General features: G+C 56.7%; 28 protein-coding genes and 2 pseudogenes. 20 read left to right on the top strand and 10 right to left on the bottom strand.

Annotation, left to right across the window (positions count from 1 at the left end; all coding sequences use genetic code 11):
- The first annotated feature begins 35 nt into the window (after positions 1–35).
- On the top strand, positions 36–746 hold the full coding sequence (traT, locus tag W02_RS00805; RefSeq protein WP_173043859.1) for a complement resistance protein TraT: 711 nt from the start codon (positions 36–38) through the stop codon (positions 744–746).
- A gap of 11 nt (positions 747–757) precedes the next feature.
- Positions 758–1,462: a complement resistance protein TraT gene (gene traT / locus W02_RS00800; RefSeq protein WP_173043857.1), complete on the top strand. Its 705-nt coding sequence runs from the start codon at positions 758–760 to the stop codon at positions 1,460–1,462.
- Here traT (W02_RS00800) and W02_RS00795 read toward each other — a convergent pair.
- The 10 genes and pseudogenes from W02_RS00795 to W02_RS21910 all read right to left on the bottom strand — a co-directional run.
- Entirely contained in the window at positions 1,459–2,562 is a 1,104-nt protein-coding gene (locus tag W02_RS00795; protein ID WP_173043855.1) for an ABC transporter ATP-binding protein, read from the bottom strand. The genes traT (W02_RS00800) and W02_RS00795 overlap by 4 nt on opposite strands.
- On the bottom strand, positions 2,547–3,221 hold the full coding sequence (gene modB, locus W02_RS00790) for a molybdate ABC transporter permease subunit (protein ID WP_173043853.1): 675 nt from the start codon (positions 3,219–3,221) through the stop codon (positions 2,547–2,549). The genes W02_RS00795 and modB overlap by 16 nt, the downstream gene beginning before the upstream one ends.
- Before the next feature lie 201 nt (positions 3,222–3,422).
- Complete coding sequence (locus tag W02_RS00785) at positions 3,423–3,626, bottom strand: molybdopterin-binding protein (protein WP_173043851.1); 204 nt, start codon at positions 3,624–3,626, stop codon at positions 3,423–3,425.
- Positions 3,627–3,715: 89 nt separating this feature from the next.
- Complete coding sequence (locus W02_RS00780) at positions 3,716–4,045, bottom strand: hypothetical protein (RefSeq protein ID WP_173043849.1); 330 nt, start codon at positions 4,043–4,045, stop codon at positions 3,716–3,718.
- A complete protein-coding gene (gene modA / locus W02_RS00775; protein WP_232068615.1) occupies positions 4,023–4,832 on the bottom strand; it encodes a molybdate ABC transporter substrate-binding protein in 810 nt (269 codons plus the stop codon). Before modA (W02_RS00775) ends, W02_RS00780 begins: the two co-directional genes overlap by 23 nt.
- 23 nt (positions 4,833–4,855) lie before the next feature.
- On the bottom strand, positions 4,856–6,628 hold the full coding sequence (locus W02_RS00770; RefSeq protein WP_173043847.1) for a porin: 1,773 nt from the start codon (positions 6,626–6,628) through the stop codon (positions 4,856–4,858).
- 65 nt (positions 6,629–6,693) lie between these two features.
- Positions 6,694–7,365 carry a hypothetical protein gene (locus W02_RS00765; RefSeq protein WP_173043845.1) on the bottom strand — a complete coding sequence of 224 codons (672 nt, stop codon included), beginning with the start codon at positions 7,363–7,365 and terminating at the stop codon, positions 6,694–6,696.
- Between the two features lie 42 nt (positions 7,366–7,407).
- Positions 7,408–8,229, bottom strand: coding sequence for a molybdate ABC transporter substrate-binding protein (gene modA / locus W02_RS00760; protein ID WP_173043844.1), 822 nt, complete (start codon positions 8,227–8,229; stop codon positions 7,408–7,410).
- 24 nt (positions 8,230–8,253) lie between these two features.
- The gene (locus tag W02_RS00755) at positions 8,254–9,156 is read right to left on the bottom strand and encodes a substrate-binding domain-containing protein (RefSeq protein ID WP_232068614.1); all 903 of its coding nucleotides are present in this window, start codon (positions 9,154–9,156) and stop codon (positions 8,254–8,256) included.
- Positions 9,157–9,216: 60 nt separating this feature from the next.
- Positions 9,217–9,426 (bottom strand): annotated as a pseudogene (locus W02_RS21910) (helix-turn-helix transcriptional regulator); the annotation flags it as partial.
- Positions 9,427–9,879: 453 nt separating this feature from the next.
- On the opposite strand from W02_RS21910, the pseudogene W02_RS21905 reads away from it, so the two are divergent.
- From W02_RS21905 to W02_RS00665, 18 genes and pseudogenes are all read left to right on the top strand, one after another.
- Positions 9,880–10,002 (top strand): annotated as a pseudogene (locus W02_RS21905) (YezD family protein); the annotation flags it as partial.
- 152 nt (positions 10,003–10,154) lie between these two features.
- Positions 10,155–11,795, top strand: a complete 1,641-nt coding sequence (locus tag W02_RS00745; protein WP_173043838.1) for a hypothetical protein — start codon at positions 10,155–10,157, stop codon at positions 11,793–11,795.
- A 33-nt stretch (positions 11,796–11,828) separates the two neighbouring features.
- A complete protein-coding gene (modA, locus tag W02_RS00740) occupies positions 11,829–12,653 on the top strand; it encodes a molybdate ABC transporter substrate-binding protein (RefSeq protein ID WP_173043836.1) in 825 nt (274 codons plus the stop codon).
- Positions 12,650–13,378, top strand: coding sequence for a hypothetical protein (locus tag W02_RS00735; protein ID WP_173043834.1), 729 nt, complete (start codon positions 12,650–12,652; stop codon positions 13,376–13,378). The genes modA (W02_RS00740) and W02_RS00735 overlap by 4 nt, the downstream gene beginning before the upstream one ends.
- An 81-nt stretch (positions 13,379–13,459) precedes the next feature.
- Positions 13,460–13,774, top strand: coding sequence for a DUF2325 domain-containing protein (locus tag W02_RS00730; protein WP_173043832.1), 315 nt, complete (start codon positions 13,460–13,462; stop codon positions 13,772–13,774).
- A complete protein-coding gene (locus W02_RS00725) occupies positions 13,771–14,556 on the top strand; it encodes an aspartate/glutamate racemase family protein (protein ID WP_173043830.1) in 786 nt (261 codons plus the stop codon). The genes W02_RS00730 and W02_RS00725 overlap by 4 nt, the downstream gene beginning before the upstream one ends.
- Positions 14,553–15,602: a sulfate ABC transporter substrate-binding protein gene (locus W02_RS00720; protein ID WP_173043828.1), complete on the top strand. Its 1,050-nt coding sequence runs from the start codon at positions 14,553–14,555 to the stop codon at positions 15,600–15,602. The genes W02_RS00725 and W02_RS00720 overlap by 4 nt, the downstream gene beginning before the upstream one ends.
- Before the next feature lie 65 nt (positions 15,603–15,667).
- Positions 15,668–16,669, top strand: a complete 1,002-nt coding sequence (locus tag W02_RS00715; protein WP_173051311.1) for a sulfate ABC transporter substrate-binding protein — start codon at positions 15,668–15,670, stop codon at positions 16,667–16,669.
- A 24-nt stretch (positions 16,670–16,693) separates the two neighbouring features.
- Positions 16,694–17,530 (top strand): sulfate ABC transporter permease subunit CysT, encoded by an 837-nt coding sequence (gene cysT / locus W02_RS00710; protein ID WP_173043826.1) that lies wholly within the window; start codon positions 16,694–16,696, stop codon positions 17,528–17,530.
- Positions 17,531–17,542: 12 nt separating this feature from the next.
- The gene (gene cysW / locus W02_RS00705; protein ID WP_173043824.1) at positions 17,543–18,451 is read left to right on the top strand and encodes a sulfate ABC transporter permease subunit CysW; all 909 of its coding nucleotides are present in this window, start codon (positions 17,543–17,545) and stop codon (positions 18,449–18,451) included.
- Positions 18,448–19,527, top strand: coding sequence for a sulfate/molybdate ABC transporter ATP-binding protein (locus W02_RS00700; protein ID WP_173043822.1), 1,080 nt, complete (start codon positions 18,448–18,450; stop codon positions 19,525–19,527). Before cysW ends, W02_RS00700 begins: the two co-directional genes overlap by 4 nt.
- Positions 19,528–19,645: 118 nt before the next feature.
- The gene (locus W02_RS00695) at positions 19,646–20,725 is read left to right on the top strand and encodes a sigma-54-dependent Fis family transcriptional regulator (protein ID WP_173043820.1); all 1,080 of its coding nucleotides are present in this window, start codon (positions 19,646–19,648) and stop codon (positions 20,723–20,725) included.
- On the top strand, positions 20,722–21,141 hold the full coding sequence (locus W02_RS00690) for a hypothetical protein (protein ID WP_173043818.1): 420 nt from the start codon (positions 20,722–20,724) through the stop codon (positions 21,139–21,141). The genes W02_RS00695 and W02_RS00690 overlap by 4 nt, the downstream gene beginning before the upstream one ends.
- 27 nt (positions 21,142–21,168) lie before the next feature.
- The gene (thiS, locus tag W02_RS00685) at positions 21,169–21,369 is read left to right on the top strand and encodes a sulfur carrier protein ThiS (RefSeq protein ID WP_173043816.1); all 201 of its coding nucleotides are present in this window, start codon (positions 21,169–21,171) and stop codon (positions 21,367–21,369) included.
- A complete protein-coding gene (gene cysK, locus W02_RS00680) occupies positions 21,369–22,295 on the top strand; it encodes a cysteine synthase A (RefSeq protein ID WP_197742201.1) in 927 nt (308 codons plus the stop codon). The genes thiS and cysK overlap by 1 nt, the downstream gene beginning before the upstream one ends.
- A gap of 19 nt (positions 22,296–22,314) precedes the next feature.
- Positions 22,315–23,118: a molybdopterin-synthase adenylyltransferase MoeB gene (gene moeB, locus W02_RS00675; RefSeq protein WP_173043812.1), complete on the top strand. Its 804-nt coding sequence runs from the start codon at positions 22,315–22,317 to the stop codon at positions 23,116–23,118.
- Between the two features lie 158 nt (positions 23,119–23,276).
- Positions 23,277–24,242, top strand: coding sequence for a family 2A encapsulin nanocompartment shell protein (locus W02_RS00670; RefSeq protein ID WP_173043810.1), 966 nt, complete (start codon positions 23,277–23,279; stop codon positions 24,240–24,242).
- A 4-nt stretch (positions 24,243–24,246) separates the two neighbouring features.
- Entirely contained in the window at positions 24,247–26,070 is a 1,824-nt protein-coding gene (locus W02_RS00665; protein WP_232068612.1) for a cysteine desulfurase, read from the top strand.
- Positions 26,071–26,074 lie beyond the last annotated feature (4 nt).

Genomic DNA, 26,074 nt, shown 5'->3' with positions numbered 1-26,074 from the left:
TCCCGTCCGCTTTTGCTCCACACCGTGGAAATGCCATGCGAGCCGCCGCCTTCAGCTTCGCAATTCTGCTTCTATCCGGTTGCGCATCGAATATCAAGGACACGGATATCCTGGCCAGTAACAGCATCATTTTGCCTCCCACTTCCGGCAAGACCATTTTCCTACAGAACCGGAACTCCTCGGACAATCAAGCCGTCTCACTGAACGATCTGAGCTCCCGGCTGACTGCCAAGGGATACCAGCTGTCGCAAGATCCTAATACTGCGGCCTACGTCATGTTGACGAACATTGTGTATTGCAATCAGACAAAGCTGGAAGTCCCGGTGGAAGACATCGTTGCGAGTGGTTACGGGTCCGGGGTTGGCTCATCGGTCATGGGAGGCCTTCACAGCCTGACGAGCATGGCCAGCATGGCCGGACCGCAGGGAGCGATCTTGGGAGGGGCGGCATCCATGGGCTTGAGCGCCGCCGAGGGCATTGGCAGCGCCGTCGGCAACATGTTCAGCGGACCGTCACGCCCGGGCGCGAATGAAAATATCAACTATGCCTGTGTTGTCGACGTGCAAATTACCGAACGGGTCAAGACGGGAGGCCAGCCATCCCATCCTCAACCAGGCACGCCTTCTCCGCCAGGGGTCTACCAGACGCGGCTCGCCGCCAGTGTCCATCAGAAAAAACTGGACGAAGAGGAGGCCACGCCGCTGGTTCAACAACGATTGAGCGCATCTGTTGCGGGACATTTTTAGCGCTATTGACGATGTCATTTCGACTGCTTCTGATCTTTCTTTTCATCTTTGCCACAGGCTGCAGTAACGTCATCCGTTCCGGCCTGATGAACGACGGTTCGATCATGCTCCCGCCCAGCGCCGAACGGACGCTCTATGTTCAATTGCGCAACACGTCCGAGAATCAATCGGCTACTCCGACCGACATCTCAGCCAGACTGGGATCTAAAGGCTACACCCTCGTACCCGATCCAGAACGGGCGGCCTACTGGTTGCAAGCACAAGTGGTGTATTGTCACAAGGGGGCAGAGAACATGACACCGGAAATGATCGTGAAATCCGGATTTGGCGCCGGCATCGGAAGCGGAGGCGCTCCTCTTCCAACATTAGGCAGTACGGGCTTCGACATGGCCGGCATGGCGGCGGCTTTCGGGGGCAATCCCATGGTCAATCTCCCAGAGATGAACGCCATGATGCGTCGAGCCATGGCCGGGAGAGGAGGAGCCGCATTCGGCATGGGCGGAATGGGTATGGCCGCCCCGCCAAAGCCGGAAGGTACGCTCTATATCTGCATTGCCGACGTTTTGGTAACGGAAAAGAATCAGGACCGCAATCTTCCCCCAAAAGTCTACACGAAGCGATCGGTCGCGCACGTCCTGCAAAAGGAACCGAACATCGAGGAAGCGACTCCGATCATCCGTGAAAAACTGGCTGCCGGTCTGGTCGGTCCCTTTTAATGCTCCGAATGGTCGCGACGCGGCACGAGATGAACTGCTCCAGCCTTGACGGCTGCCTGGACCGATGAACCTGCTTCCAACCCCAATTCCTCCATCGCCGATTTCGTGACAAGTGCGCTGACAAGAAATCCGCAGTCCACCGTGACTTTTGCCAAGGCCCCGGTCGTCGTCACATCGCGCACACGTCCGTCGAGGTGATTACGGGCGCTGGTCACACCTGCGCTGACCGGTTGGAGAGTTACGTCCTCCGCTCTGATGCAGACGAACACATCGGGGCCGATGTGCGATTCCGCAATCGCCGTCAGTGCCACATCTCCGACGAGGACAGTCGCCAGTCCATTTTGCACGTCCGTCAGATGTCCGCGAACAACCGTCTCAACTCCCACGATCCTGGCCACCTCTGCATTGACAGGCCGGCTGAACACCTCGTGCGGTGACCCCACCTGCAGCACCGTCCCTTCATGCATGACCGCCATGACATCGCCCAAGGTCAGCGCTTCCGCCCAATCATGCGTGACAATGATGGATGGCAGGGCCAGATGTTTCAATTGCGTTCTCAATTCGCCTCGCATCAGCAATCGAGTCGGTGTATCCAGCGCCGACAACGGTTCGTCCAACAATAATAATCGGGGCTTGGTCGCCACAGCTCTGGCCAGCGCGACCCGCTGCTGTTGCCCGCCCGACAATTCCCGCGGTCTCGCATGTTCCAACTCGCGCAGATGAAACAACCTCAACATGTCTTGCACGCGCTTTTCCCGATCAGCCGCACGCATTCCGGCCAGGCCATACGCGATATTTCCGGTCACTGAATAATTCGGAAACAGCCCATAGTCCTGGGGCATATAGCCGACACGGCGATCTTGAGGCGACACTTCCAACGCCGCTTCATTGTCCAACCATATGTCCGACTGGAATCGGATTATTCCGCGCTCCGGTCGCTCAAGTCCGGCGATGGAACGTAGGATGGTGGTTTTCCCTGAACCTGACGGGCCGAAGAGTATGAGAACGGTCGAGCCTTCCAGCACATACCGAAAGGAGGCGCGAATAGGCGGTCGTCCAGGAAACGTCTTGGTGATGTCAACGATCATCTCCTCGGCCATGCCGCCCACACCTTTCGATTCATGGCATAGACCAAGAGCAGCACACCATACGAAACGACGAGCAACAAGAGGGCTGTCTTCGCTGCGCTTCCGTAGTTCAAGGCCTGCACCTCGTCGTAGATGTCAATGGAAACGGTTCTGGTCTGCCCTTCTATGTTTCCTCCTACCATCAGGACGACGCCGAACTCTCCGAGCGTGTGCGCAAAACTGAGCACGATTCCGGTGACGAGGCCGGCCTTGGATAATGGACAAATGAGTCTGAAGAACGTCGCGAGTTTTGAGGCGCCCAGCGTCCAAGACGTTTCGATCAGCTTTCGGTCCACATGCTCGAATGCCGAGGCGAACGGCTGCACCGCAAATGGAAGGCTGTAGAGAATCGAGGCGAACAGCAGCCCCTGAAAACTGAAGGGCAACGGGTGACCGACAATATCGGTGTAGAGGCGGCCGACGGGGCTATACGGACCGATGGCGACAAGGATATAGAACCCAAGAACGGTTGGAGGTAGTACCAAAGGGAGAGCAACAACGGACTCGATGAGAAACTTGCCACGCCATTTTGAAAATGTCAGCCAGTACGCAATCGGCAAGCCGACAATGACGAGGGCGGCCGACGTCAGGCTCGCCAACTTAAAGGTCACCCAGATCGCCGTCCAGTCCATCACACCGCCTTCACAGCCGCCGAAGAGTGTCAGCCGCTCGCCTGACCACTAAAAGCGTCGATCGGCTCACGACTGTCTCAATTTACGTAATCATGGATTTAGCATTCAGTTTCCCGAGGCCGAATCGCGTGATCATGAGTCTCTCCGCCGTTCTTATGCGGCGCCATGGTAGAAAGTGGCGATATGGAAGTCAACGACGGGCTATTTGCCGATCATGACCTCGGTCGCCTTGACGGCGACGGTAACCCCATCGTTCACCTTCAAGCCCATTTGCTTGACCGATCCATCGGTGATCGCCGCCACGAATTCGAGCGATCCTACCTTGACGATGACTTCAGCCATGGCCTGTCCTTCCGTAATACGTGTCACGGTGCCTTGGAATTGATTGCGTGCGCTGAGTTTCATGATGACCTCATGTGGTTATTGAGAATACGTCCTTGCCTTACCAATTCAATCAACGACGTGCTTCCGATCAAAGGGTTTGGAACTGACCTTCATTTGCAGCGGAATTGAATTCCCCATCGCCTGCCTGTGATGTCCCCTTCTTCCCCTTCGACGCTTGACATACTCGCATACCCCTTGACCTCCCCGTCACGAACGACGGTGTAACCTTCCGGGCATTTCTTTTCAATCATGCGCAGCGCATCGCGTCGATGAGGCGATCCCATCGGACCTCCCCTGTCCTGTTTGAATAAATAGGTCACGACGCCACCGGTGGTTGTCTCCTGGGTCATCTGCACGGCGTCGGAACAGCCACTGGCAAAGACTATTGTGGCCGCACCCAGCCACGGAACCATCGTTCTATTGAGGAAGCGTAAACCCATACCGTGTCATGATCTCCCGTCCTTTCGGACTCTGCATAAACTCCAGAAACTGCTTCGCGGCCTTTTGATGCGTTGATGTCTTCACGATCGCCGCACCCTGTTCCAGCGGAGGATGTGATTCGGCTGGAATCTCCCAATAGGTTCCGGCAGTCTTCATGCTCGGTGCCATGGCCAGGGACAACGCAATAATGCCGATGTCGCAAGAGCCGGACTCCACGAATTGGGCAGCTTGAGAAATATTCTCCCCTAAGATCAGCCGATCTTTTGCTTGATCGTATACCTGAAAATGCTGCATGGCCGCGACTGCGGCGCGGCCATACGGAGCGTGCTTGGGATTGGCGATTGCGATTTTCTTGACGACAGAATCACTCAGCACCTCCAGTCCCTTTGAGACGTCGCGGCGGGCCGAGTGACTCGTCCAGAGCACGATGCGACCCACTGCATACCGATACACCGACCCTGGCACCACCAATCCGGCCTCTTCGAGTTTTTGAGGATAACCGATGTCGGCAGAAAAATAGAGATCAAATGGGGCGCCGTTTTGTATTTGTGCGTAAAAATTTCCCGACGATCCCAGCGACAGCCTGACACGATGACCTGATTCCTTTTCGAATTCAGCCACGAGATCCTTTATCGCGAAATTCAAATCCGAGGCCGCGGCGATCGTGAGTTCCTCGGCTCTAACACCGGCCACCGGCCATAGGACGATGCACACCAGCCCGACCGCGCCCACAAGAATAGATGCCCATCTCAGATGCCTCACATGCATACCTGACGTTCCTCCCACGAATGACTCCTCGTATTAAAGTATTAAAAGAAAATTTGTAGCTGCACACGGATAGCATTTTCGATCAATGTCCCTCCTCTGGCATCCAACGGGACACAACCCGACGGGAACGTTGCCGGGCAAGGCACGGTACTCTGGGACCCTCCCGTGCTCGGCAACGGATTGCTTCTGCCGATCGCATACCCGCCCGTCCCCATCGCCATATTCGTATACGTCACCATCAATTGATAGTCGTAAGTCCCAAACGGAAACCAATTGATCGACGCGTCGACCTGCCTGATCAAATCGCCTCCGGAGTTCGTGTCGGGATCCCAATACGAGTATCGCGCCGCAACTTCGAGCTTCCGCGGTACGAGATAGTATCCGCTCTGCACATACCACCCCATTGAATTTCCCAACAGCCCCGGGGAGAACGCCGTACAGGGCCCACCTGTACCAGCAGTCTGTATACAGGGTCTGCCATTGAACGTCCGATCGATGTTTTTAAAATAATACTCCCCCTGAAGAGAAAAACCGCGATACTTGAACACGCCGTCGAACGCATGTGTCAGATAGTTCACGACTCCCCATCCCAACTGGCGGCCGTTACCGAACGTCGCCAACTGACGCCTGAAATTCAAATTCGCCAGATCGATACCGACAAACGCGTTATCGGTGCTGGTATTGATACCGGGATTGTAGGCCAGCCCGCCTCCCACGGCCATTTGCGGCGCTTCTGAATATGCCAGGTCTCCTTCACCATAGCCGGGCCGCCCGAGGATATTCCACTGGAATCGTCCCGCATACATAAGCTTGTCGATCTCATTTCGAAAATTTGAATTGAGATTGCGCGTGTTGGTCGGACAGCCGGCAGGGGAAGGAAACGGATTGCCTCCGGTCTGTCCTCCGGGACAACCAGTCACAGCCTCTTCACTGTCGTAGCTTCCGTATCGGTTGAACAGCGGTCCGGCCCCGTTGAAGATTCCGAGGTAATAATTAACGGGATACACTTCGTCGTCGTTCATGATCGTGAGACCGATATCACGCCGGTTCAACCCGCTCGCGGTAAAGGCATCCTGGACCGGGGCGCGTTCTGCAAACTGCATGGAGGCGGTATTGTTGATCTGCGATCGGTTGAAAAATACCTTGTACTGCCCGACTTGCACATTGAGGAGCGGAAGGTGCGTGCTGAGGAAATAGTAATCCATCAGATTGGCCGACCCAGGCGTCTGTGCGTTCTCGGCGGTTTCGAAACCGATTTGCACGAAGTACTTGAAGTCCGGGCTGAGCAGATGTCCCAGGAACATCAGCCGTGCCCGACGCAGATTGAACTGCGAGGCAAAATCTTCCGAGCGGTTGGCTCGGTAATCACCGAAGACTCCGAGGAGTTCAGGGAAATTCTTGGCATCCCCGGGGTTTCTCCACGCATCGTTCCGCCAACGGGTCGTTTCTCGCAGCTGCATGCGGCCGCGGATCTTGAGCATGAACGCGTTGTCGTTCATCGAGAAGTTGAAGCCGCGGTCGTACCACAACTTGAAGCTGGGCTGCATGATATACGCGCGTGCCTCTGAATCCTTGATCGCCTTATCACGCTCGTCTCGCGTGATGATGCCCTTGTCGTAGGCACGATCCAGCAACAGCTTTGTCGCGGGATCCATGCTCTCGACGAACACGTATTGACCATCCTTCTCGACGAGTTTTCCAGATTCGACGGCATGCCCCGGAACCGGCATCCCCATCAGGCAGGCGAATGCCCAGGCCACCGAGACAGCCCTGATTCTTCCTTCAATTCGATCAAACCATGGTAAGAAAGTCATGGGGATCCTCCGCAAATAAGATCGATGGAGAAAAGTGATGTTGGAGACTCCGAACGCTCAGGAGGTCATCGCGACGAAGCCGGAATGGCTATTTTCAAAAACTCGCGTAATTGCACGGCAGACTGCCCGGTCACAGGATCGGTTTCCCAAAATCGACCCGGTTCAAAGTACAGGAGGTACGTCTTGGGCTCGGGCGGCAGAGCGGGATAGCGGAGGTCCCATTGCTCCGACTTCCTTACGGGGAATTGGGCGTGAAAATGCTCGAGCGTCAGGTGGAGGTACGGTTCACGGAGCGCGATCCACCCGGCCGTCGTGTCTTTCTCGTAGGCGGGGTTCATCCCCGGGGCCAGCACTTGAAAATAGACGCGCTCGTCGGGAGCGGCTTTCTGAAGGCCTTCTACAAGATACGGAACGACCGCCTGGAGTTCGTCGGATCTGAAAATCTGCTTGGGCGGCACTTCCTCCGCAAACCAACGGAGCGGCAAACGCTGTTTTTCCCGGAATGAGAATCCGGCGAGCGCCGCGGCAAGTTCGTCAGTACGCAGCTGAACAGGATGCGAATACGGCACCGGCCGTGTTTCGCGTTGCAACGTGACGACGACGCGGCGGTCCTCATGAATCACTTGGGTCGTATACGGAAGCCTCGCGCATCCGCCGGCCGCCATACCGATCAGCAGCGCGCAAATCTGCGCTGTTCCAGCCACTCGCACCCATTTCCTCGTCCTATGACCTGACATCACAAGTCCTCCTCATACAGAGACCATAAAAATAAGAGTCGCTTAACGATCTGCTTTCTGTTGTCGAGGGGATGAATAGCCGAGGCGCTGCAAGATCGCCTGGGCATCCGGCGATTGAATAAATTCGAGAAATTCGCCACAGAGAGCCCGGTTTGGACAGTAGCGTTCCATGGCCATGGAATGGACGGTCGGACGAAAGGCGCCGGCGGCTGATTGGGCCGTAATCCGCAAACGTTCCCGTTCACGCACGGCGTCGGGGCCGAACAGGATCCCGACATCCGCTTGACCGTTGAGCACATGGTCCAGTACGGACCGCATGTCGGTTGCCCGATCGATCCGTTGCTCGATCCGGCCCCATACGCCCATCGCCAAAAGCATGTCGCGGGTTTTCTGACCGAGCACTGTGAGGTCCGGATCGGCCACAGCAATTCGGACAGACTGGTCCTGCGCCAGGGACTCAAACGACGTCGGTGCATCGACCAACGCCTCCGGCACGACCAGGACCAGCGGCACCTCCGCATACGTTCGCTTCGTCCCCGGCAGCACGTAATATTTCTGCTCGAGGCGCGTAATCAGTTCGTCTCCGCCTGGCGCGACGAGATGGATTGGTCCGGAACCGATGAAGTATTGTCCTCGAGGACTGTTTTCCATCCCGGCGATTGTCCGGCGAAGATCAAGACCTGGATCCAGGTACAAGCGAACTCGAACGTCGGGGTGCGTGGATTCAAACTGCCGGCCCAGCGCTTCGACCGCACCTGCAACGCTCGGAGAAGCGGCGATGATCAATTGCTCTGCCCGGGCCGCTTGCGATATCAGAAGGCCGCCGAGCAGGCATGCGTACAGCACTGAATGTTTTGTCATCATTCCTTGCTCCTTCATATGAACACGTCAGGATCGAAGCGGATGAAGCGTTCCCGTCTCGCGAGTGTCATAGCCACCGAGTGCTTCTATCTCGTTTCTGAAAGGACGGCTGACGAGCGTCTCGAAGAGGTTGGCCAGCGTCGGATGGGACGCAAGATAGGGCCGTGGGACGACCAGGTCGTAGCGGGCGGATTGTAGCGGAACGAAATCCAGATCAAACAACTGTGCGGCCGAACGGATTCCGATGCCGGCATCCGCCTGCCCCGATGCCACCGCTCGGGCAACCTCGAAATGCGACGCTACAAACCGGCCGTAGCCATGAATTGCCGCGGGGACCATTCCCGTGAGCTGCAACCGGTTGTCGAGCAACAATCGAGCGCCGGCACCCTCCTCACGATTCACAAACAACACATCCCGTTGGGCCAGGTCGTCGACCGAGCGGATGGATTTCGGATTCCCCTTTCGCACGACGAATCCTTCTTCCCAGGTCGCGAAAGTCACGACATCGTAGCCGGACCCTTTGAGCGCCTTTCGAAGGAAGGGAAGATTCGACTCTCCACTGACTGGATCAAACAGATGCAATCCCGCCACATGCACTTCGCCGCGTTGTAAGGCGTGAAGGGCGGCCGTGCTTCCCATCGACCATCCGATGACGGTCGTCAGATCCTTTTTTCGCCTGAGGTGCTCACCGGCCAAAAAGATGGCAGGGTCGCAACCGGCCACTGAAATTTCCTGGTCAACTTCCTGACGATTGCGTGAAAGTCTCACACGGCAAGCACCACCAGATCGCAGCGTGTCGTGCTGAAGGTAGCCATCGGCTGAAACGGTGCAGGACAGCACTTCGCCCAATCCGGCCATTGGACGGACGATCGTTTTTGAGCCGACGACCGCGACTTTCACGCGGACGGGTGAGGAGCCGGTGTTTCTCATTGGAATCTCCCCTATGAAATGGCCTTCAAGGAGATCCGGTGCATCGGCTAGACGAAACAACTCTTCGACAGTACAACTGAGGGCAGCGGCAAGTCGCAATGCCACTGCTGTCGTCGGCAGGTAAACGTTGGATTCGATAGATGAAACTGCCTGTCTCGTAATGCCAGACTTTCCAGCCAGATCTCCTTGCGACAGGCCGCGATGCGTTCGAACCGTCCTAAGGTTGTTTTGGAAATTTTCCGGAGATTCTGGGCGATGTTTGAGACCCATGACGCGGCATTATCTATCAATTATAAATTGCTATTGTCAAGTTTAATTGATTCATGAATGAAAGCAACTGGTTCAGATAGAATATTGTTGACAAAGTAGATTAAGTTTATATATAAGATGTTTTATAAATCCTATCGGAGTAGTCATGATTAATATACATCCATTATATAGAGACGGGAACATCCAACATTCTTCTGACACCTTGATTCCTCGACCACGCTCCCTATCGTCCGTCGTGTTGATTCGACGATCGACAAACGTCGGGCCGACATCTTTACTGGAACCCTTCTGTCCTCTCCCCTAATCGAGAGGGCCTGGGGCGCTCACTAAAGATTGTTATTCATCTAGATCAATCAGGGTGATGAGGAGGAAGCAGAGATGTTGACGTTGAGTAAGGGAACACAGGGGCAAGAGAAGAAGGACCTGCAAGAACAGCTCGAGCTGGCAATCCTCAGTGCATTGAAAGATCTGCGGTTCGGATCGGTGGAAATCATCGTCCATGATTCCAAAGTCGTTCAGATCGAGCGCAAGGAAAAAGTTCGTCTGGAGTCCGGATATTCACATTCATTCAAGTGAGGGAAATGGTCATGTCATATCAACATTGTTGACGCTAACACACGGAACGCTGTCATCCAGTCAACTGGAGACCGATCCCATTATTTTTTGACACGATTGTTTGTGAACTGACCGGACCACCGGAAGTTCCCATGTCATGGAGGAGAATCGACATGAGAATTTCCGGTCTGCTGTTTGTCATAGCATTGGGTTTCGTGTGGCTGACACCTCCCCCTTCCAGCTTGGCCGTCGAAGAAGGTCAATTCGTCAAGAAGGAAGGCAAATGGGAGTATTACTCGGGCGAAGATCCGGGCCTCAAATATCTCTATTTAAAAGGGATCATTACTCAGGATGAATACGAAAAGGGCTTGAAAGTGATAGAGAACAAAGAACGGCTCTCACGGCCAAACTTCAACGTCGATGTGAATAACGGCCTGAACATTCGCGTCGGCGAAAAGTTTCTTCTGAAACTCCGGTTGCTGACACAGGTCCGTTATTCTCACAGCACTTATAACGACACCTGGTCGACCACTGGAGATTCAAGAAATCCTGAAATTCTCGGCGGGCAGGTGGAGTATCGTGCATGGAGAAAGCAGAGCGACTCCAATCAATTTTCGGTGCCCCGGTCTCGGCTGCAATTCCTGGGTTACGCGTTCGATCCGGATTTTCGCTATAACTTTTCCGTCGCATTCGATCAGACCTCCTGGGATCAAGAGGGCGGCAGCGGACGTGGCAGCCTTCTCGATGCATATGTCTCCTCCTGGCATATCCCATGGGCTACCGTTCAGGTCGGTCAACAGCGAGTCTGGTTCAATCGTGCCCTCATCAGTTCCATCGCCACCTCCAGTTTTGCGGACAATCTGATTGTCCAGAATGCCTTCGCCTCAAACCTGCAAGGCAGCCGGGACATCGGTATCAGCATTCTGAGTGATGAGGATCAATACAAGTTCAACTATGCGATCGGGATTTGGGGCGGCGTCGGTGCCAATCTGGCGCGGGAAGGGACCGCCGTCAGTCAAAACGTGCTGCCTGTTACGGGAACCCCCGGAGCACCGAATTCAGGGACTACCAGGACCTACAATTACGACACCCGATTCATGACGGGTGAATTGATGTACACGGTTCGCTTGCTCTATAAAATCGCCGGCAATCCAGGCTACGGGCAAGGCGACATTCTCAATTCGCGGACTCCCCAAGCTGCGATCGCCTTCGGCTACGCATACGACCCCGGGCAAAACTATTTGAGCTCGATACGGTCCGATATCGTCGAACGTGCCTTCCGTCAGCGCGTGACCAAAGCTTTCAATGGGCGGCTACTCGGCGGAGGCATCTACGATTTCCAGACATACGAAACGGACTTTATCGGAAAATATCGGGGATGGTCTCTCCAGGCTGAAGGCTATTATCGGCACCAACGCGTACGAAATGCCGACAGCGGTACCCAGGTGTTCGATCTTGGTACCATTCCGACGAGTCCTCTGGCCGTCGGACCTCCGGTTAGTCTGGGTCAGGCATGGGGATTTTACGTTCAGGCCGGCAAATACGTGATCCCCAGAAAGCTGGAACTCGCAGTTCGATATGGCGTCTTGGATCCATCGACAAAACAAAAGGACGACCTGCTCAAAGAGTTCGGTGCAGCCATCAACTACAGCTTCGATGGCACGTACAACAATCGGCTGGTCATTGACTACTCCAATATCACGATGGGAAGCGGGGGACGCGCGCCCGACCGATATCCGTTTGAAACCAAGGCGGGGTTCGGCCGTGACTTGATCGAGAATCGCTTCAACGTGCAATATCAATTCTTCTTCTAGCAATGTAAACCTTTTACTCCTAAGAGGAATACCATGACGCGCTTACAACGAATCTTTACCAGCTTGGTCATCTTGACCGGTGTGGCCATGCAACTGGTCACGACATCTGTGGTCCATGCCCAACCGGAACCTCTGACGATCGCCGCCGCGAACAGCCTGCGGGACGCCTTCCGCAAACTGCTGCCTCTTTTCGAGGCACAGCATAAAGAAATAACGGTCAAAGTCATCTACGGCCCTTCCCAAACTTTGCGCAAGCAGATCGAGGAAGGCGCGCCGGTCGATGTCTATCTGCCGTCGCTCTTTGAGGAAATCGACCAGCTGGAACAAAAACATCTCGTGCTCGAGGGGACAAAACGGAGCTACGCGGCTACGTCACTCGTCCTCATTACCGCGACCGCGCTTCCCGCACCAGTCAGATCCGTCCAAGATCTGCACACGGTGCCGGTCCGCCGCATTGCCATCGGAGATCCCAAGACCTCATCAGTCGGAAAAGTGGCGTTGCAATTTCTCAAACATTCCAAGCTCGATGCGCAGCTCAAATCACAATACGTGTATGGTCAACATTCACGCGCTGTACTGGATCTCGTAGCCAATGGCGAAGCCGAAGTCGGCGTGGTGTATCAAACGGATGCCGTCGGCCACTCGAACGTCCGTATTCTCGACACCGCCTCACCCGACTCGCATAACCCCGTCCGCTATGGTGTCGCCACGGCATGGACGGCAAAGAACATCTCGGGCGCCAAGGACTTCACCGAGTTTCTGCTCTCGCCGGAGGTCCAGGAGCAGTTGAAACAGTTCGGCTTCAACCAATCCTCATCGGATGTGAGCCTTGCACAGCGGAAGGAGGTCAAACCATGAACCGTCGATCCCTGACACCTCACACGCTCTCATGGCAGGTTCGCACATCCTTGTTGGTTCTTGGCGCCTTCGTCCTGCTCCCCGCTTGCGCCAGCAAGCCTGTCGTGCCGGAGAAGGCGATCTATGAGTCGGGGCTCAACGTCGTCCGCTTGGAGGGAGATCCCGATGCCGGCAATAATACGCATCCGATCACGTTGACGCCGACTCAAATCGGTACGCTTCTCCGCGGTGTCCGGACATGGGAACAGCGAAATTTTGTGCATCGGTTGGTGTCCGGAGAAGCCAATCGGACCAGAGCGTTCCGGGATGAAGAAATTACGCTGCTCGCTCCTGCGCTTTCCAAGGCGCTGGCTCAGGCAACCGCGGCTCAGCGGGTCTATTTTCATCTGAGTCATGTCACCGAACATGGTGAAGAGGAAACGACGACGGGATGGCTGTCCGTCCGGGATCCACAACTGATTCTCGCACTCAGTGAAGTGCATGACCGCCACGGTCCGGGTCCCGACATCGGCAAGTACGACCGGCAGATGCCCAACGTTCCGGAACGCTCCGCCGCTTTTGACGTCACCTTCGAGCCGGAAGAATATCTGGTCAAGGCGAAGTCTGGAGGACGGCTGTTTGCGCCCGAGCAGCGGGAAGAACTCTATATTCGTTACCGGGAAGCTCTTTCGGCACTGCCGATTCAACCTGGTCTGGAACCGCGACAAAGTCATGTCACCCCGTAAGACGGCGTGACGAACCCGGAGGAGCGGCAGCTCTGCGGCAGCAACTGCCGCTCCGCCGCTGGACGGATGGAAGGAGGGATCGTGAGCATCTTAGTGGTGGGAGGCGATTCGGTGGGAACGTTGGCGCAAGGGATCGCGGCGGATACGCGGACACCTATCAACCATTGGAGCGGACGAAAGACCCGCGATCTGAGCCGGGCCATTCCCAAGGCAACTGACGCTGTCATCCTCATTCTGGACCGGGTCAACCATGCGCTTGCCAAGAAGGTACGCGTGGAGGCGGGACGACTGGGGCTTCCCGTTTATTATCGGAAACGAAGCCGAGCAGTGGGCTCATCTGTACGACAGACAACGAACCTGTTGGGTCTACATTCATACAACGGGTCACTTTCATGATTTGTGAATTCACCAATAGCAGCGGACATATCGGGATCGTGGCGGGAACGGCCGAAGGGGCGGCTCTCTGCTACCGCATCTTATGCACAGAAATGGAGTCCTCGTATAATTGCATACATCCCGAAGTCAGCTTACATACATTTCCGCTCCGCTCGTATCTGAGCGCTGTCGATCGGAACGATTGGATTCACGTGGCGGCGTTGATGTCCCAGTCCGCGGCCAAATTGGCCAGGGCGGGGGCGACCCTGATCATTTGCCCGAATAATACCCTGCACCTCTCCTATCCATTCGTGACGACCCCTGCGCCCTGGCTCCACATTGCACAGGTAGTGGCCGCCGAAGCCGCACGCCGGGGTTTCCGCCGTGTGGGCGTGCTTGGTACACGCACGATCATGGCCAGTTCCCTGTATCCAGACTACCTCGGCAAATGGGGCATCGAATGCGCCACTCCAGATTGGGCTGATCAGACACGCATTCATGACATCATCATGAACGAACTCATTCCTGGCCGCTTCACAGCACGCTCACAGGTATTCCTTCACGATGTGCTCGAGCGCTTCCACACATCCGGCTACGACGCAGCGATTTTGGGTTGTACGGAACTGCCCCTGATCGTGATTCCCGAAACTGCACCACTTCCACTCTTGGACTCGACGCGTCTCTTGGCCCAGGCCTCGCTTGCCAGGATATTGGGACCGCGGGCCATCCAGGGTCAGGACCGTTCGAGAGTCAGGCAAAATGAAGGATGCATGCACGTCGTAGACTCGGCGAATTCTCTATGACTATTTCTCAACGAAAGGATCGTGTCGTGGCACCTACATACTTCATCGCTGTTGCCCTCATCATCAGTGGCATCGTCTGGCAGCCTCTTCCGACTCAATCCGCCGAATCGGTCTCCCTCCTCAATGTGTCCTATGACCCGACGCGCGAGCTGTATCAGGAATTTAATGCGGCATTCGCAAAATATTGGAAGGCCAAGGCCGGTACAACCGTAACGATCAAACAATCTCACGGCGGATCCAGCAAGCAGGCACGGGCCGTGATCGACGGACTCGAAGCCGATGTGGTGACGCTGGCTCTAGCCTACGATATCGATGCAATTTCTGAAAAGGCTGCTTTGCTTCCGGCCAACTGGCAAAGCCGCCTCCCACACGACAGCGCTCCCTACACATCAACCATCGCGTTCTTGGTCAGAAAGGGCAACCCCAAAGGCATCAAGGACTGGAAAGACCTGATCAAACCGGGCGTCTCCGTCATCACACCGAATCCCAAAACCTCCGGTGTCGCACGCTGGAACTATCTGGCCGCATGGGGCTATGCCCTCAAACAATCCGGCGGCGATGAGAAGAAGGCACAGGAATTTCTGTCCCTTCTTTTTAAGAATGTCCCGGTTCTCGATTCGGGAGCACGCGGAGCCACCACGACGTTCGTGGAACGAGGCATCGGCGACGTGCTGATCAACTGGGAAAATGAAATTCTTCTTGGCGGTGAAGGACTGGGAAAAGACAAATTCGATATCGTCGTGCCGCCGGTCAGCATCTTGGCAGAACCGACGGTGAGCCTTGTCGATAAGACGGTCGATAAGCACGGCACCCGAGCAGTCGCCCAAGCCTATCTCGAGTATCTGTACTCTGAAGAAGGTCAGGAGATTGCAGCCAAGCATTCCTATCGGCCGAGACTTCAGTCGGTGGCGGCAAAGCAGACAAAATTCCCCAAGGTGGAGCTGTTCACGCTCCAGGAATTATTTGGCAACTGGCAAAACGCCAATAAGACCCATTTTGCCGACGGTGGCACATTCGACAAGATCTATCTGCAGATATCCAAATGAGCATCGTGAGACGTTTTTTGCCCAGGCGCGGATCAGCGGGAATACATCGCGCCGCCTCCCTGCTCATGTTGTCCTTACTCGCATCGCAGTGCTCGGAAGCGGCAACCGCCGGCGCAGAGCCGCACGAATTGCTGAACGTCTCCTATGACGTGTCCCGCGAATTCTATAAAGCGTACAATCCCGCTTTTGAGAAATATTGGCTGGAGAAGACCGGTCAAACCGTGACCATCAAGCAATCTCACGGCGGCTCAAGCGCCCAGGCGCGTGCAGTTCTGGGAGGTTTGGAAGCCGATGTCGTGACGATGAATCAAGAAAGTGACGTCACAATTCTCTCCGATGTCGGCAAATTGCTCGGGGCGAACTGGCGACAACGGCTGCCGCATGGCAGCGTGCCTTGGACGTCCACGATCGTCTTTCTAGTCCGGAAAGACAATCCCAAGGGCATTCGCGATTGGGCCGACCTTACCAAGCCCGGCGTGGGTGTCATCATGCCCAACCCGAAAACATCCGGCAACGGTCGTTACAGCTATCTGGCAGCATGGGGGCAGATTCTCACAAGAGGCGGGACCGATCGCGAGGCAGAAGAGTTCGTCCGGCGACTGTTGAACAATGTGCCGGTGTTGGATTCCGGCGGACGTGGAGCGACGACGACCTTCGCGCAACGCGGATTGGGGGATGCGCTGCTGACGTTCGAACATGAGGTTTCACTGATCCAGAAGGAATTGGGTGCCGATCGATTTGACGTGGTCTACCCATCAGCCAGCATCCTGACCGAGGGACCCGTCGCCGTTCTGGATGTCATAGTGGACAAACACGGCACGAGAAAGCTTGCCGAAGCCTATCTTAGTTACCTGTACTCCGAGCATGGCCAGGAATTGGCGGCTACCCATCACTATCGGCCACGGCTGGCTTCCGTGGCTAAAAAATATGCGCAGTTGTTTCCCCCTGTTGAACTATTCACAGCCGATGACGTCTTCGGCGGATGGAGTCGTGCTATCGCGACCCATTTTACGGACGGAGGCACATTTGACCGGTTATTTCAGACGCGCGGAGATCGTTCACCATAATCAAGTTTGCATGAGGGGAATTTCATGCCTTTGATACTCAAACAGCCCAGCGTGCTTCCGGGATTCGGCCTGACGCTCGGATTTGCAACACTGTACTTCAGTTTAATCGTACTGATCCCCTTGAGCGGACTGGTGATCAAAACCAGCACGTTGACCTGGGATCAGTTCTGGCACACCGTGACGGAACCTCGCGCCCTCGCTTCCTACCGTCTGACCTTCGGCGCCTCCTTGGTCGGGGCCTTGATCAACGGCGTGTTCGGATCAATCGTGGCCTGGGTTCTGGTCCGATATCGATTTCCCGGGCGTGCCATCGTGGACGCTCTGGTCGATCTCCCGTTCGCCCTGCCAACGGCGGTGGCGGGAATCGCGCTGACAGCCATCTACGCGTCGAACGGATGGATCGGCCGGCTGCTCGAGCCACTCGGCATCAAAGTGGCATTCACGCCGTTGGGGGTCCTGGTGGCGCTTACCTTCATCGGCCTACCATTCGTCGTGCGTACCGTCCAGCCGGTGCTGCAAGATTTGGATCGGGAGGTGGAGGAAGCCGCGGCCACGCTCGGAGCCAGCCGCTGGCAGACCTTTCGCGCCGTCATCGTGCCGGAGTTGTGGCCCGCCCTCCTGACCGGCATCGCCATGGCGTTCGCGCGGGCTGTGGGAGAATACGGATCGGTCATCTTTATTGCCGGAAACATGCCGATGAAATCCGAGATCACTCCCCTGCTGATCATGACGAAACTTGAGCAATACGACTATTCGGGAGCGACGTCATTGGGCGTCGTCATGCTCGTGATTTCATTCCTGCTTTCGCTGATCGTCAATCTTCTTCAGTGGTGGAGCACCGCCCGCCATGCCGGACGCTAAGGACACCTATTCATGACGACACAAGCCATTTCGAGAATCAGCCATGAGGAGTGGAAAGCATCGCTCACAAGCGAACGGGCACTCGTTCGCTGGATCCTTATTGCCGTCGCGCTCGGATATCTCACTCTGTTCCTGTTCATCCCTCTCGCCGCAGTCTTTACCGAGGCGCTGAAGCACGGACTCGGCGCGTATTTCGCTTCATTTCAGGATCCGGACGCGTTGGCCGCCATCCGCCTCTCACTCCTGGCTGCCTCTCTTGCCGTGCCGCTCAACGCCGTCTTCGGCATTGCCGCCGCGTGGGCCATCGCCAAATTCGAGTTTGTCGGCAAGCAGTTTGTCATCACGCTGATCGATATTCCGTTGGCGGTTTCACCCGTCATTTCTGGATTGATCTACGTGCTGCTGTTCGGGGCACAGGGTTGGCTCGGACCGTGGCTGGCGCAGCACGACATCAGGATCATTTTTGCCCTGCCAGGAATCGTGTTGGCCACCACGTTTGTGACCGTTCCGTTCATCGCACGGGAACTCATTCCTCTTATGCAATCGCAGGGTCGGGAAGAAGAAGAGGCGGCTCTGACATTAGGCGCGTCAGGGTGGCAGACATTTATGCGGGTGACGCTGCCCAATATCAAATGGAGTCTGCTCTACGGGGTCATCCTCTGCAATGCGCGGGCATTGGGGGAGTTCGGCGCGGTTTCCGTCGTCTCCGGTCACATAAGAGGGTTGACCAATACCCTGCCCCTGCACGTAGAGATTCTGTATAACGAATACAATGCGGTCGGGGCGTTCGCAGTGGCGTCCCTCTTGACCTTGCTGGCGATCGTCACACTCATCGCCAAAACGATCGTCGAGAGGAAAACAGACCCCGTCCGGACGACGCACGCTCCTGACGTTCACGCACAGACAGGGAGTCATCCATGAGCATACAGGTTGAACACGTCACCAAGCGCTTCGGGGCCTTCACCGTGCTGAAGGACGTGAGCATTCATGTGCAACGCGGGGAACTGGTCGCCCTTCTTGGCCCGTCCGGCTGCGGAAAGACGACTCTCCTGAGAATTCTCGCAGGCTTGGAGCGGCCGGATGAAGGGCGAATTCTGCTCAATGGCACCGAAGTGACGGATCAGCGCATCACCGAACGCCGCGTCGGATTCGTGTTTCAGCATTATGCGCTGTTCCGTCACCTGACCGTCGCCGACAATGTGGCCTTCGGCCTCAACGTGCTTCCGCGCGCTCAGCGCCCCTCTGCGGATCGCATTCGGGACAAAGTCGAGGAACTGCTGTCGCTGGTCCAATTACAAGCCATGGCGAACCGCTATCCGAATCAACTTTCGGGTGGGCAGCGTCAGCGCGTGGCACTGGCGCGGGCTCTGGCCGTCGAACCAAAACTCCTTCTCCTTGACGAGCCGTTCGGAGCGTTGGACGCCAAGGTCAGGAAGGAGCTCCGGCGCTGGCTTCGGCGACTGCATGACGACTTACATATTACGAGCATACTCGTGACGCACGATCAGGAAGAAGCGCTGGAATCGGCAGACCGCATCGTCGTCTTGAACCAGGGCCGGATCGAGCAAATCGGAACTCCCGACGAAGTGTATGAACAGCCGGCCACACCCTTCGTGTATAAGTTCCTCGGTGACGTCAATGTCTTCCATGGCCGCGCCCCTCATGAACAGCCGGGTGTCGATGTCGATCACGCGCTCTTGCCGGTTTCCGGAGACGGCGCCACTGGTGATCAGGAGGTCACCTTTGTCCGGCCGCACGATCTGGAATTGAGCCTTAACCGGACGACCCCGACCCAGCTCGAAGCCACCGTACACACGGTCATCAACGCAGGAGCTCGGGTTAGGCTGGAATTGAATTCGAAGCACGTCGAGCAAAGCATCGAGGTCGAGCTCACCAAAGATCGATATCGCGAGCTCAAGATCCAACAGGGCGACGTCGTGTTTTTGTATCCCAAGCAACTCCAGATTTTCAGAATACCGGACCCGTTGTCACCCTGATTCAGGAGCGCTTTAGGACGCGGAACACCTACGTGAGGCTGAGTATTCACGACCAATAGCCGTACGTACGACCATGCCGGCACTGACATTACCGATGAACCAGAGACCCGATACGCCCATGTCCTCCGCGAACGCGCAAGCATCCATCACGATCGTCAAAGCGAAAGATCCTCACGCCCTGACACTTTCCACGCGTGCCAGCTGCCTGGTCTTCGAAGATCCGGCCTCATATGCACTTCTGGAACGCGCTCAGCGTATTGCCAGGAGTGAAGCGACCGTGCTGATCATCGGAGAGACTGGCACCGGCAAGGAGTTGATCGCCCGGCACTTGCACGAGCGGAGCGCTCGGCATCAAGGACCCTTCATTGCGGTGAATTGCGCGGCGATCACCGACTCGCTCATGGAGAGCGAGCTCTTCGGCCATGAGCGCGGCGCGTTTACGGGAGCGGTCGCCTCGAAAGCAGGATGGTTCGAAACCGCGCATGGCGGATCCTTGTTTCTTGACGAGATAGGAGATCTTCCTCTTCCGTTACAGGCTAAGCTGCTGCGCGTGGTTCAAGAGCGGGAAGTTGTGCCCGTTGGATCCCGGCAGCCTGTCGCCGTGGATGTCAGGCTGATCGCGGCCACCAACGTGAGGCTCGATGAGGCCGTAAGGGCCGGACGATTCCGGGAGGACCTGTACTACAGGCTCAACGTCGCATCGCTTGAGCTTCCTCCGCTAAGACAGCGAACCGCGGACGTATTACCGCTGGCCCAACACTTTCTTGCCGAATATGGAAACCGGCTCGGCTACTCCGTCGTCGAGCTTTCGCCGTCAGCTGCCCGCGCGTTGCTCGCCTATCCATGGCCCGGCAACATTCGTGAACTGGAGAACACGATTCATCATGCCCTGCTGGTCTGTTCAGGATCGATCGTACAACCCGAAGACCTGCGACTGCCCGCTGCCCGTCCGCCGGAAATCACGGCCTCCACTGCGCCGGTAAGACCGGCCCGGCTGGAGGAAGGACTCAGACATCTTTTTGATGCGGACACGCCAGATCTCTACCGGCTCATCGATGAAACCGTATTCCAAGCCGCATACGAGTATTGTGAGCGGAACCAGCTGCGCACCGCGCGCCTGCTGGGTATCAGTCGCAATATCGTCCGCGATCGGCTGCTGCGGTACGGACTACTCAAGACGCAGCGGGAGCATGCATGACGCCGAAACCACGGTTTGTGATCTTTGCCCATAACGGCACGTACGACAAGCTTCATCAGGTGGCTACGCTGGGGCTCACGGCCGCCGCCATGGGGAAAGAGGTCACTGTCGTTCTGATGTTCTGGACAATCAAGAAGCTGGCCGAAGGCCGGATCGATGAGATGGATTTTCCCTCGGACCACGTCGGCTCGGGCGACGAGATCCGTGCGCTGTTGAGGGCGAAACAGGTTCCGAGCATCTCTGAAATGTTCAAGGACTCCAAATTGGTCGGTGATTTCCAGCTGGTCGCTTGCAGTGCCGGCCTCGAATACATGGGGGTGAACGGAGATACCGTCACCCGGCTGGTAGACAGCGTCATGGGACTGCCCGCCATTCTCACGGTCACGGCAGGTGCCGAGACGACGCTGTTTATTTAAACCGAATTGGATCGGAGGAGATCGTTCATGGTGGTGACCGTCAATGGCAAACCGGAGGAAACACGGGCATCTGTTCTCCTCGATCTGCTGAAGGAGAAAACTATCGAACCTCAGATGGTGGCAGTGGAATTGAACGATGCGATGATCGATCGGGCGAGTCTCGATTCGACGCCTCTTCGGGATGGGGACCGGATCGAATTTCTCTTCTACATGGGAGGGGGCCGGTGATCGTTCACGCGTATGACGACGTCACCAGCTTGATCGGCAATACGCCGCTCATCCGGCTAAACCGGCTCTCACCGGATGGAGGCGCGACCATCTACGCCAAACTAGAAAGCGCCAATCCCGGCGGCAGTGTCAAGGACCGTATTTGCCTCAACATGATCAACGAGGCGGAACGAAGCGGCAGACTCGAGCCAGGTGCCACGATTGTCGAACCGACCAGCGGCAATACCGGCATCGGACTCGCGCTCGTAGCGGCGATCCGAGGATATAAACTGATTCTCGTCATGCCGGAAACCATGAGCCTGGAGCGCGTCAGTCTCTTGTCGTCCTACGGCGCAGACCTCGTCCGTACTCCGGGATGGGAGAGCATGCTGGGATCCATCAGGGAAGCCGAGAAGATCGTGGCCGGTCATCCGTCATACTTTATGCCGGATCAATTTTCTAATCCGGCGAACCCGGCGGTCCACCGCTCGACGACGGCGCCGGAAATCTGGAACGCCCTGCAAGGCCGGTTCGACGCCTTTGTCGCCGGTGTTGGCACCGGTGGAACGATCACCGGCTGCGGCGAAGTCTTCAAAGAACGGAATCCGGCCGTTCAGATCATTGCCGTGGAACCTGCAACCTCACCCGTTTTGTCGGGCGGAGCAGCCGGTCCCCATAAGATACAGGGCATTGGGGCGGGCTTCGTGCCGCCCATCTTGAACCGTAAATTAATTGATCGTGTCGTGACCGTAACGGATGAGGAAGCTTTTCAAACCGCCAAAGCGCTTGCCAAAGCGGAGGGCCTCCTGGTGGGCATCTCGTCCGGTGCAAACGTGCATGCCGCAACAAGGGTGGCGCAGGAACTCGGCCCGGGAAAGACCGTGGTCACCGTGCTCTGTGATACGGGGGAGCGATATATCAGCATGGAAAAGTATTTCACCGCCTAAAAGACCATCGAAACCTGACATGGAATTCACCGACGCCCAGATCACCAGATACAGCCGCCACATTCTCCTTCCGGAAGTCGGGGGGAAGGGTCAGAAGAAGATCGCGAAGGCCCGTGTCCTGATCGTCGGAGCCGGAGGCCTTGGAGCGCCGGCCGCCCTGTATCTTGCGGCAGCCGGCATCGGCACCATAGGTCTCATCGACCATGATGTCGTCGATCTTTCGAACCTGCAACGTCAGGTCATTCACCATACCTCAGACGTCGGACGTCCCAAAGTGCTCTCGGCGAAGGAAAAAATTCAGGCGTTGAATCCCGATGTCGAAGTGATCCTGCACGAAGAACGTCTGATCGCGGCAAACGCCTTGGATATCGTGTGCAGTTATGACGTCATACTCGACGGAGTGGATAATTTTCCCGCGAAGTTTTTGATCAATGATGCCTGCTACATGGCCGGAAAGCCGCTCGCGCATGGAGGGATCTTGCGCTTCGAAGGGCGTGTATTTACGATCATTCCTAAGCGTTCGGCCTGTTACCGCTGCATATTCAGACAGCCGCCACCGCCGGGACTGGTTGCCAGTTGTCAGGAAGCCGGTGTGCTCGGTGTCTTGGCCGGCATCATCGGTACAATCCAAGCGAGTGAGGCCTTGAAATTGGTCCTGGGCATCGGTCAGCCCTTGACTGACCGGCTCCTGGATTTCGATGCCAGACGCACGGCATTCCGGGAGGTCAAGGTGGCCCGCAATCCAGCCTGTCCGCTCTGTGGGGACCAGCCGACCATCACAGCCCTCATAGATCACGAGCCGGAAATCTGCACGATCCGGTGACCCGCAACGGAGCGGCTTGATGGGAAACCAGCGATACGAAAGGAGGGTGAATTCGAGGCCGGAACCAGTGGCTGCTTCGCAGCAACAAACGCGAAAATGGAAATAGAAAGTACGGGACCCTGCACTAAGGCATCACGCTCGCTTACATCAGAAAGGATATGGTCATGAGTGACACCTCACGAACAAGTTTAAGCGCCCAAGCGGCGCGCAACCTCGCCACGGCCACCGTCACTGCTCCACGGATGATCCAGATCACCCCGCGCTGGCTCCGCAAGCTGTTGCCATGGGTGGACGTCGACGGCGGGGTCTATCGACTGAACCGCGTGGCCAAGGCTCCAAAAGGACAACCCGCCAGCGAATTTGGTGAAGTGAAAGTGGATCTGTTGACGGTTGACAGAAACGAACCGGAACTACCGGCGACGTACGTGGACTATGAGGTCCGTCCGCGCGAATATCACTTGAGCACCATCCAAACCATCGTGCATACCCACACGCGCGTGACCGATCTGTACAGCAATCGCATTGACCAATTGCGCGAGCAGGTACGCCTGACCGTCGAAGCCGTGAAGGAACGCGAAGAGTGGGAGATTCTCAACCACGAGGAATTTGGACTGCTGAAAGAGGTAGTGCCTGAGCAGCGCATCCAAACACGCAAGGGAACTCCCACGCCGGATGATTTGGATGAGCTCTTGACCCTGGTCTGGAAACAGCCGGCCTTCTTTCTGGCCCACCCCAAGGCGATCGCCGCATTCGGGCGCGAGGCGACCAGACGCGGCGTCCCTCCACCCACGGTTCATCTGTTCGGCTCGCCGTTCATCACTTGGCGCGGCGTTCCTCTGATCCCTACGAACAAGCTGGAGATCGACAAGGCAGGTAAATCGACTATCTTATTGCTGCGTGCCGGTGAAGCGCAGCAGGGAGTCATCGGACTGCAGAAAGCGGGCGTGGCGGGAGAGTTGGAACCGGGCCTCTCCGTCCGATACATGGGGACGAACGAACACGGTATCGCTTCTCATCTCGTCACTCGGTATTTCTCCGCCGCGGTGTCGACCGAGGACGCGATCGCGCGTCTCGACAACGTGTCAGTCAAGTTCTATCACGAGTATGTCTATCCAAAAGGGTGAGACCATGAATGCAGAGCGGAACCACATCCCTCACAACGATGAGGCATTCGAGACAGCCTTGATCACCAAGCTGGCGAATGAATTCTACCGGAGCTCTGAACGGGCAACGCAATGGCCGGCATCAATCCCGGGACCTTCACCGGTAATCCCCACCGTTCCGACGATGATTGCCGGCATGCCAGGTAGCGTGTCGAATCTGTCCGGCACCTCCCCTTCGACTCCATCTGGGCGGCCGACTGATTGGGCAGACACACCGGATAATCCGGGATTGTCCGGCGGCTATCCATTAGCCACGGCGAACATCCTTCCTCAGGTCTACCCCGGTGAAACGGTCACCCCGAACGCATCGCCCGAGAGAGACTCTATTCCCTCCGGGGCACATACATCGGATTCCAGCGAAGCCTATCCGTTTGGCGAACCACGCTGTAACGGCGAGTTCTTCGGCTCCAGAGATCCACGACGGCCCGAAGACCATCGCGTGGAGCAGCGTATCTCGCAGGTGTCGGGAGCAGACGCGTTCAGTACGGCGCGCGATTGGTACTTCCTTCGAGGGGTCGATTCCTCTCCGACGGCAGGCGGCGTAACGACCCATTCTTCAACCGCGTTGCCGTTGTCCACGCTTGAAGTCGAATCGATCCGACGGGATTTTCCGGCTCTCCAACAGCGGGTGAACGGTCATCCCCTTGTCTGGCTCGACAACGCCGCGACGACGCAAAAACCACGGAGCGTGATCGAGGCTACCTCGCACTTTTACGGCCGTGACAACTCCAACATTCATCGAGCCGCGCATGCGCTGGCTGCTCGAGCCACCGATCTCTACGAAGGCGGCCGCGAAAAAGTCCGGCAGTTCATCGGCGCCGCCGATACCAAGGAAATCGTGTTCGTCCGCGGCACCACGGAAGCCGTCAATCTCGTGGCCCAAACCTATGGGCGCACCCATATCGGGCGCGGAGACGAGATCTTGCTCACCGTAATGGAGCATCACGCCAACATCGTGCCCTGGCAGTTGTTGGCCGAGCAGACGGGTGCTCTACTCCGGATTGCTCCCATCAATGATGCCGGAGAATTGCTCCTGGAACAGTTTGCTCCCTTGCTCGGTCCCCGCACCAAATTGGTGGCGGTGACGCAGGTCTCAAACGCTCTGGGCACCATTAATCCCGTGGAGTCGATCATCGGTCTCGCCCATGCGCGAGGCATACCGGTCCTTGTGGACGGAGCGCAATCCGCGCCGCACCTGCCGATCAATGTGCAGGCCATGGATTGTGATTTCTTCGCGTTCTCAGGGCACAAGATTTTCGGGCCGACCGGGATCGGCGTACTCTATGGCAAGAGCGCCTTGCTGGAAGAGATGCCGCCCTATCAGGGCGGCGGCAGCATGATCAAAGACGTGACATTTGAAAAAACGGCATACAGCGAAATTCCGCAAAAATTCGAAGCCGGCACTCCGGATATCGCCGGTGTGGTCGGGCTCGGTGCCGCCATCGACTATCTCACGGCCATAGGCATGCCCGCTATCGCCGCGTACGAACACGAGTTGCTGGAGTATGCGACCCAGGCGCTCTCTTCCGTTCGGGGCTTCCGTCCCATCGGGACCGCGGCAGCCAAAGCCAGTGTGTTGTCCTTCGTCCTGGACGGCGTTCGGAACGAGCAGGTCGCCAGACATTTGGATCGACACGGCATCGCGGTGCGGTCCGGACACCACTGCGCCCAACCGGCTGTACGTCGGTTCGGATTGGAAGGGACCGTTCGTCCGTCGCTGGCGTTCTACAATACCCACGACGAAATCGACACGTTGGTCCGGGCTCTGCATGAGCTGCGGCGTCGCTGATCAT

It is taken from the genome of Nitrospira sp. KM1, assembly GCF_011405515.1.
Lineage (GTDB): Bacteria > Nitrospirota > Nitrospiria > Nitrospirales > Nitrospiraceae > Nitrospira_C.
Note: the sequence above shows the minus strand (reverse complement) of the source record. Positions and strands in the feature narration are given on the sequence as shown.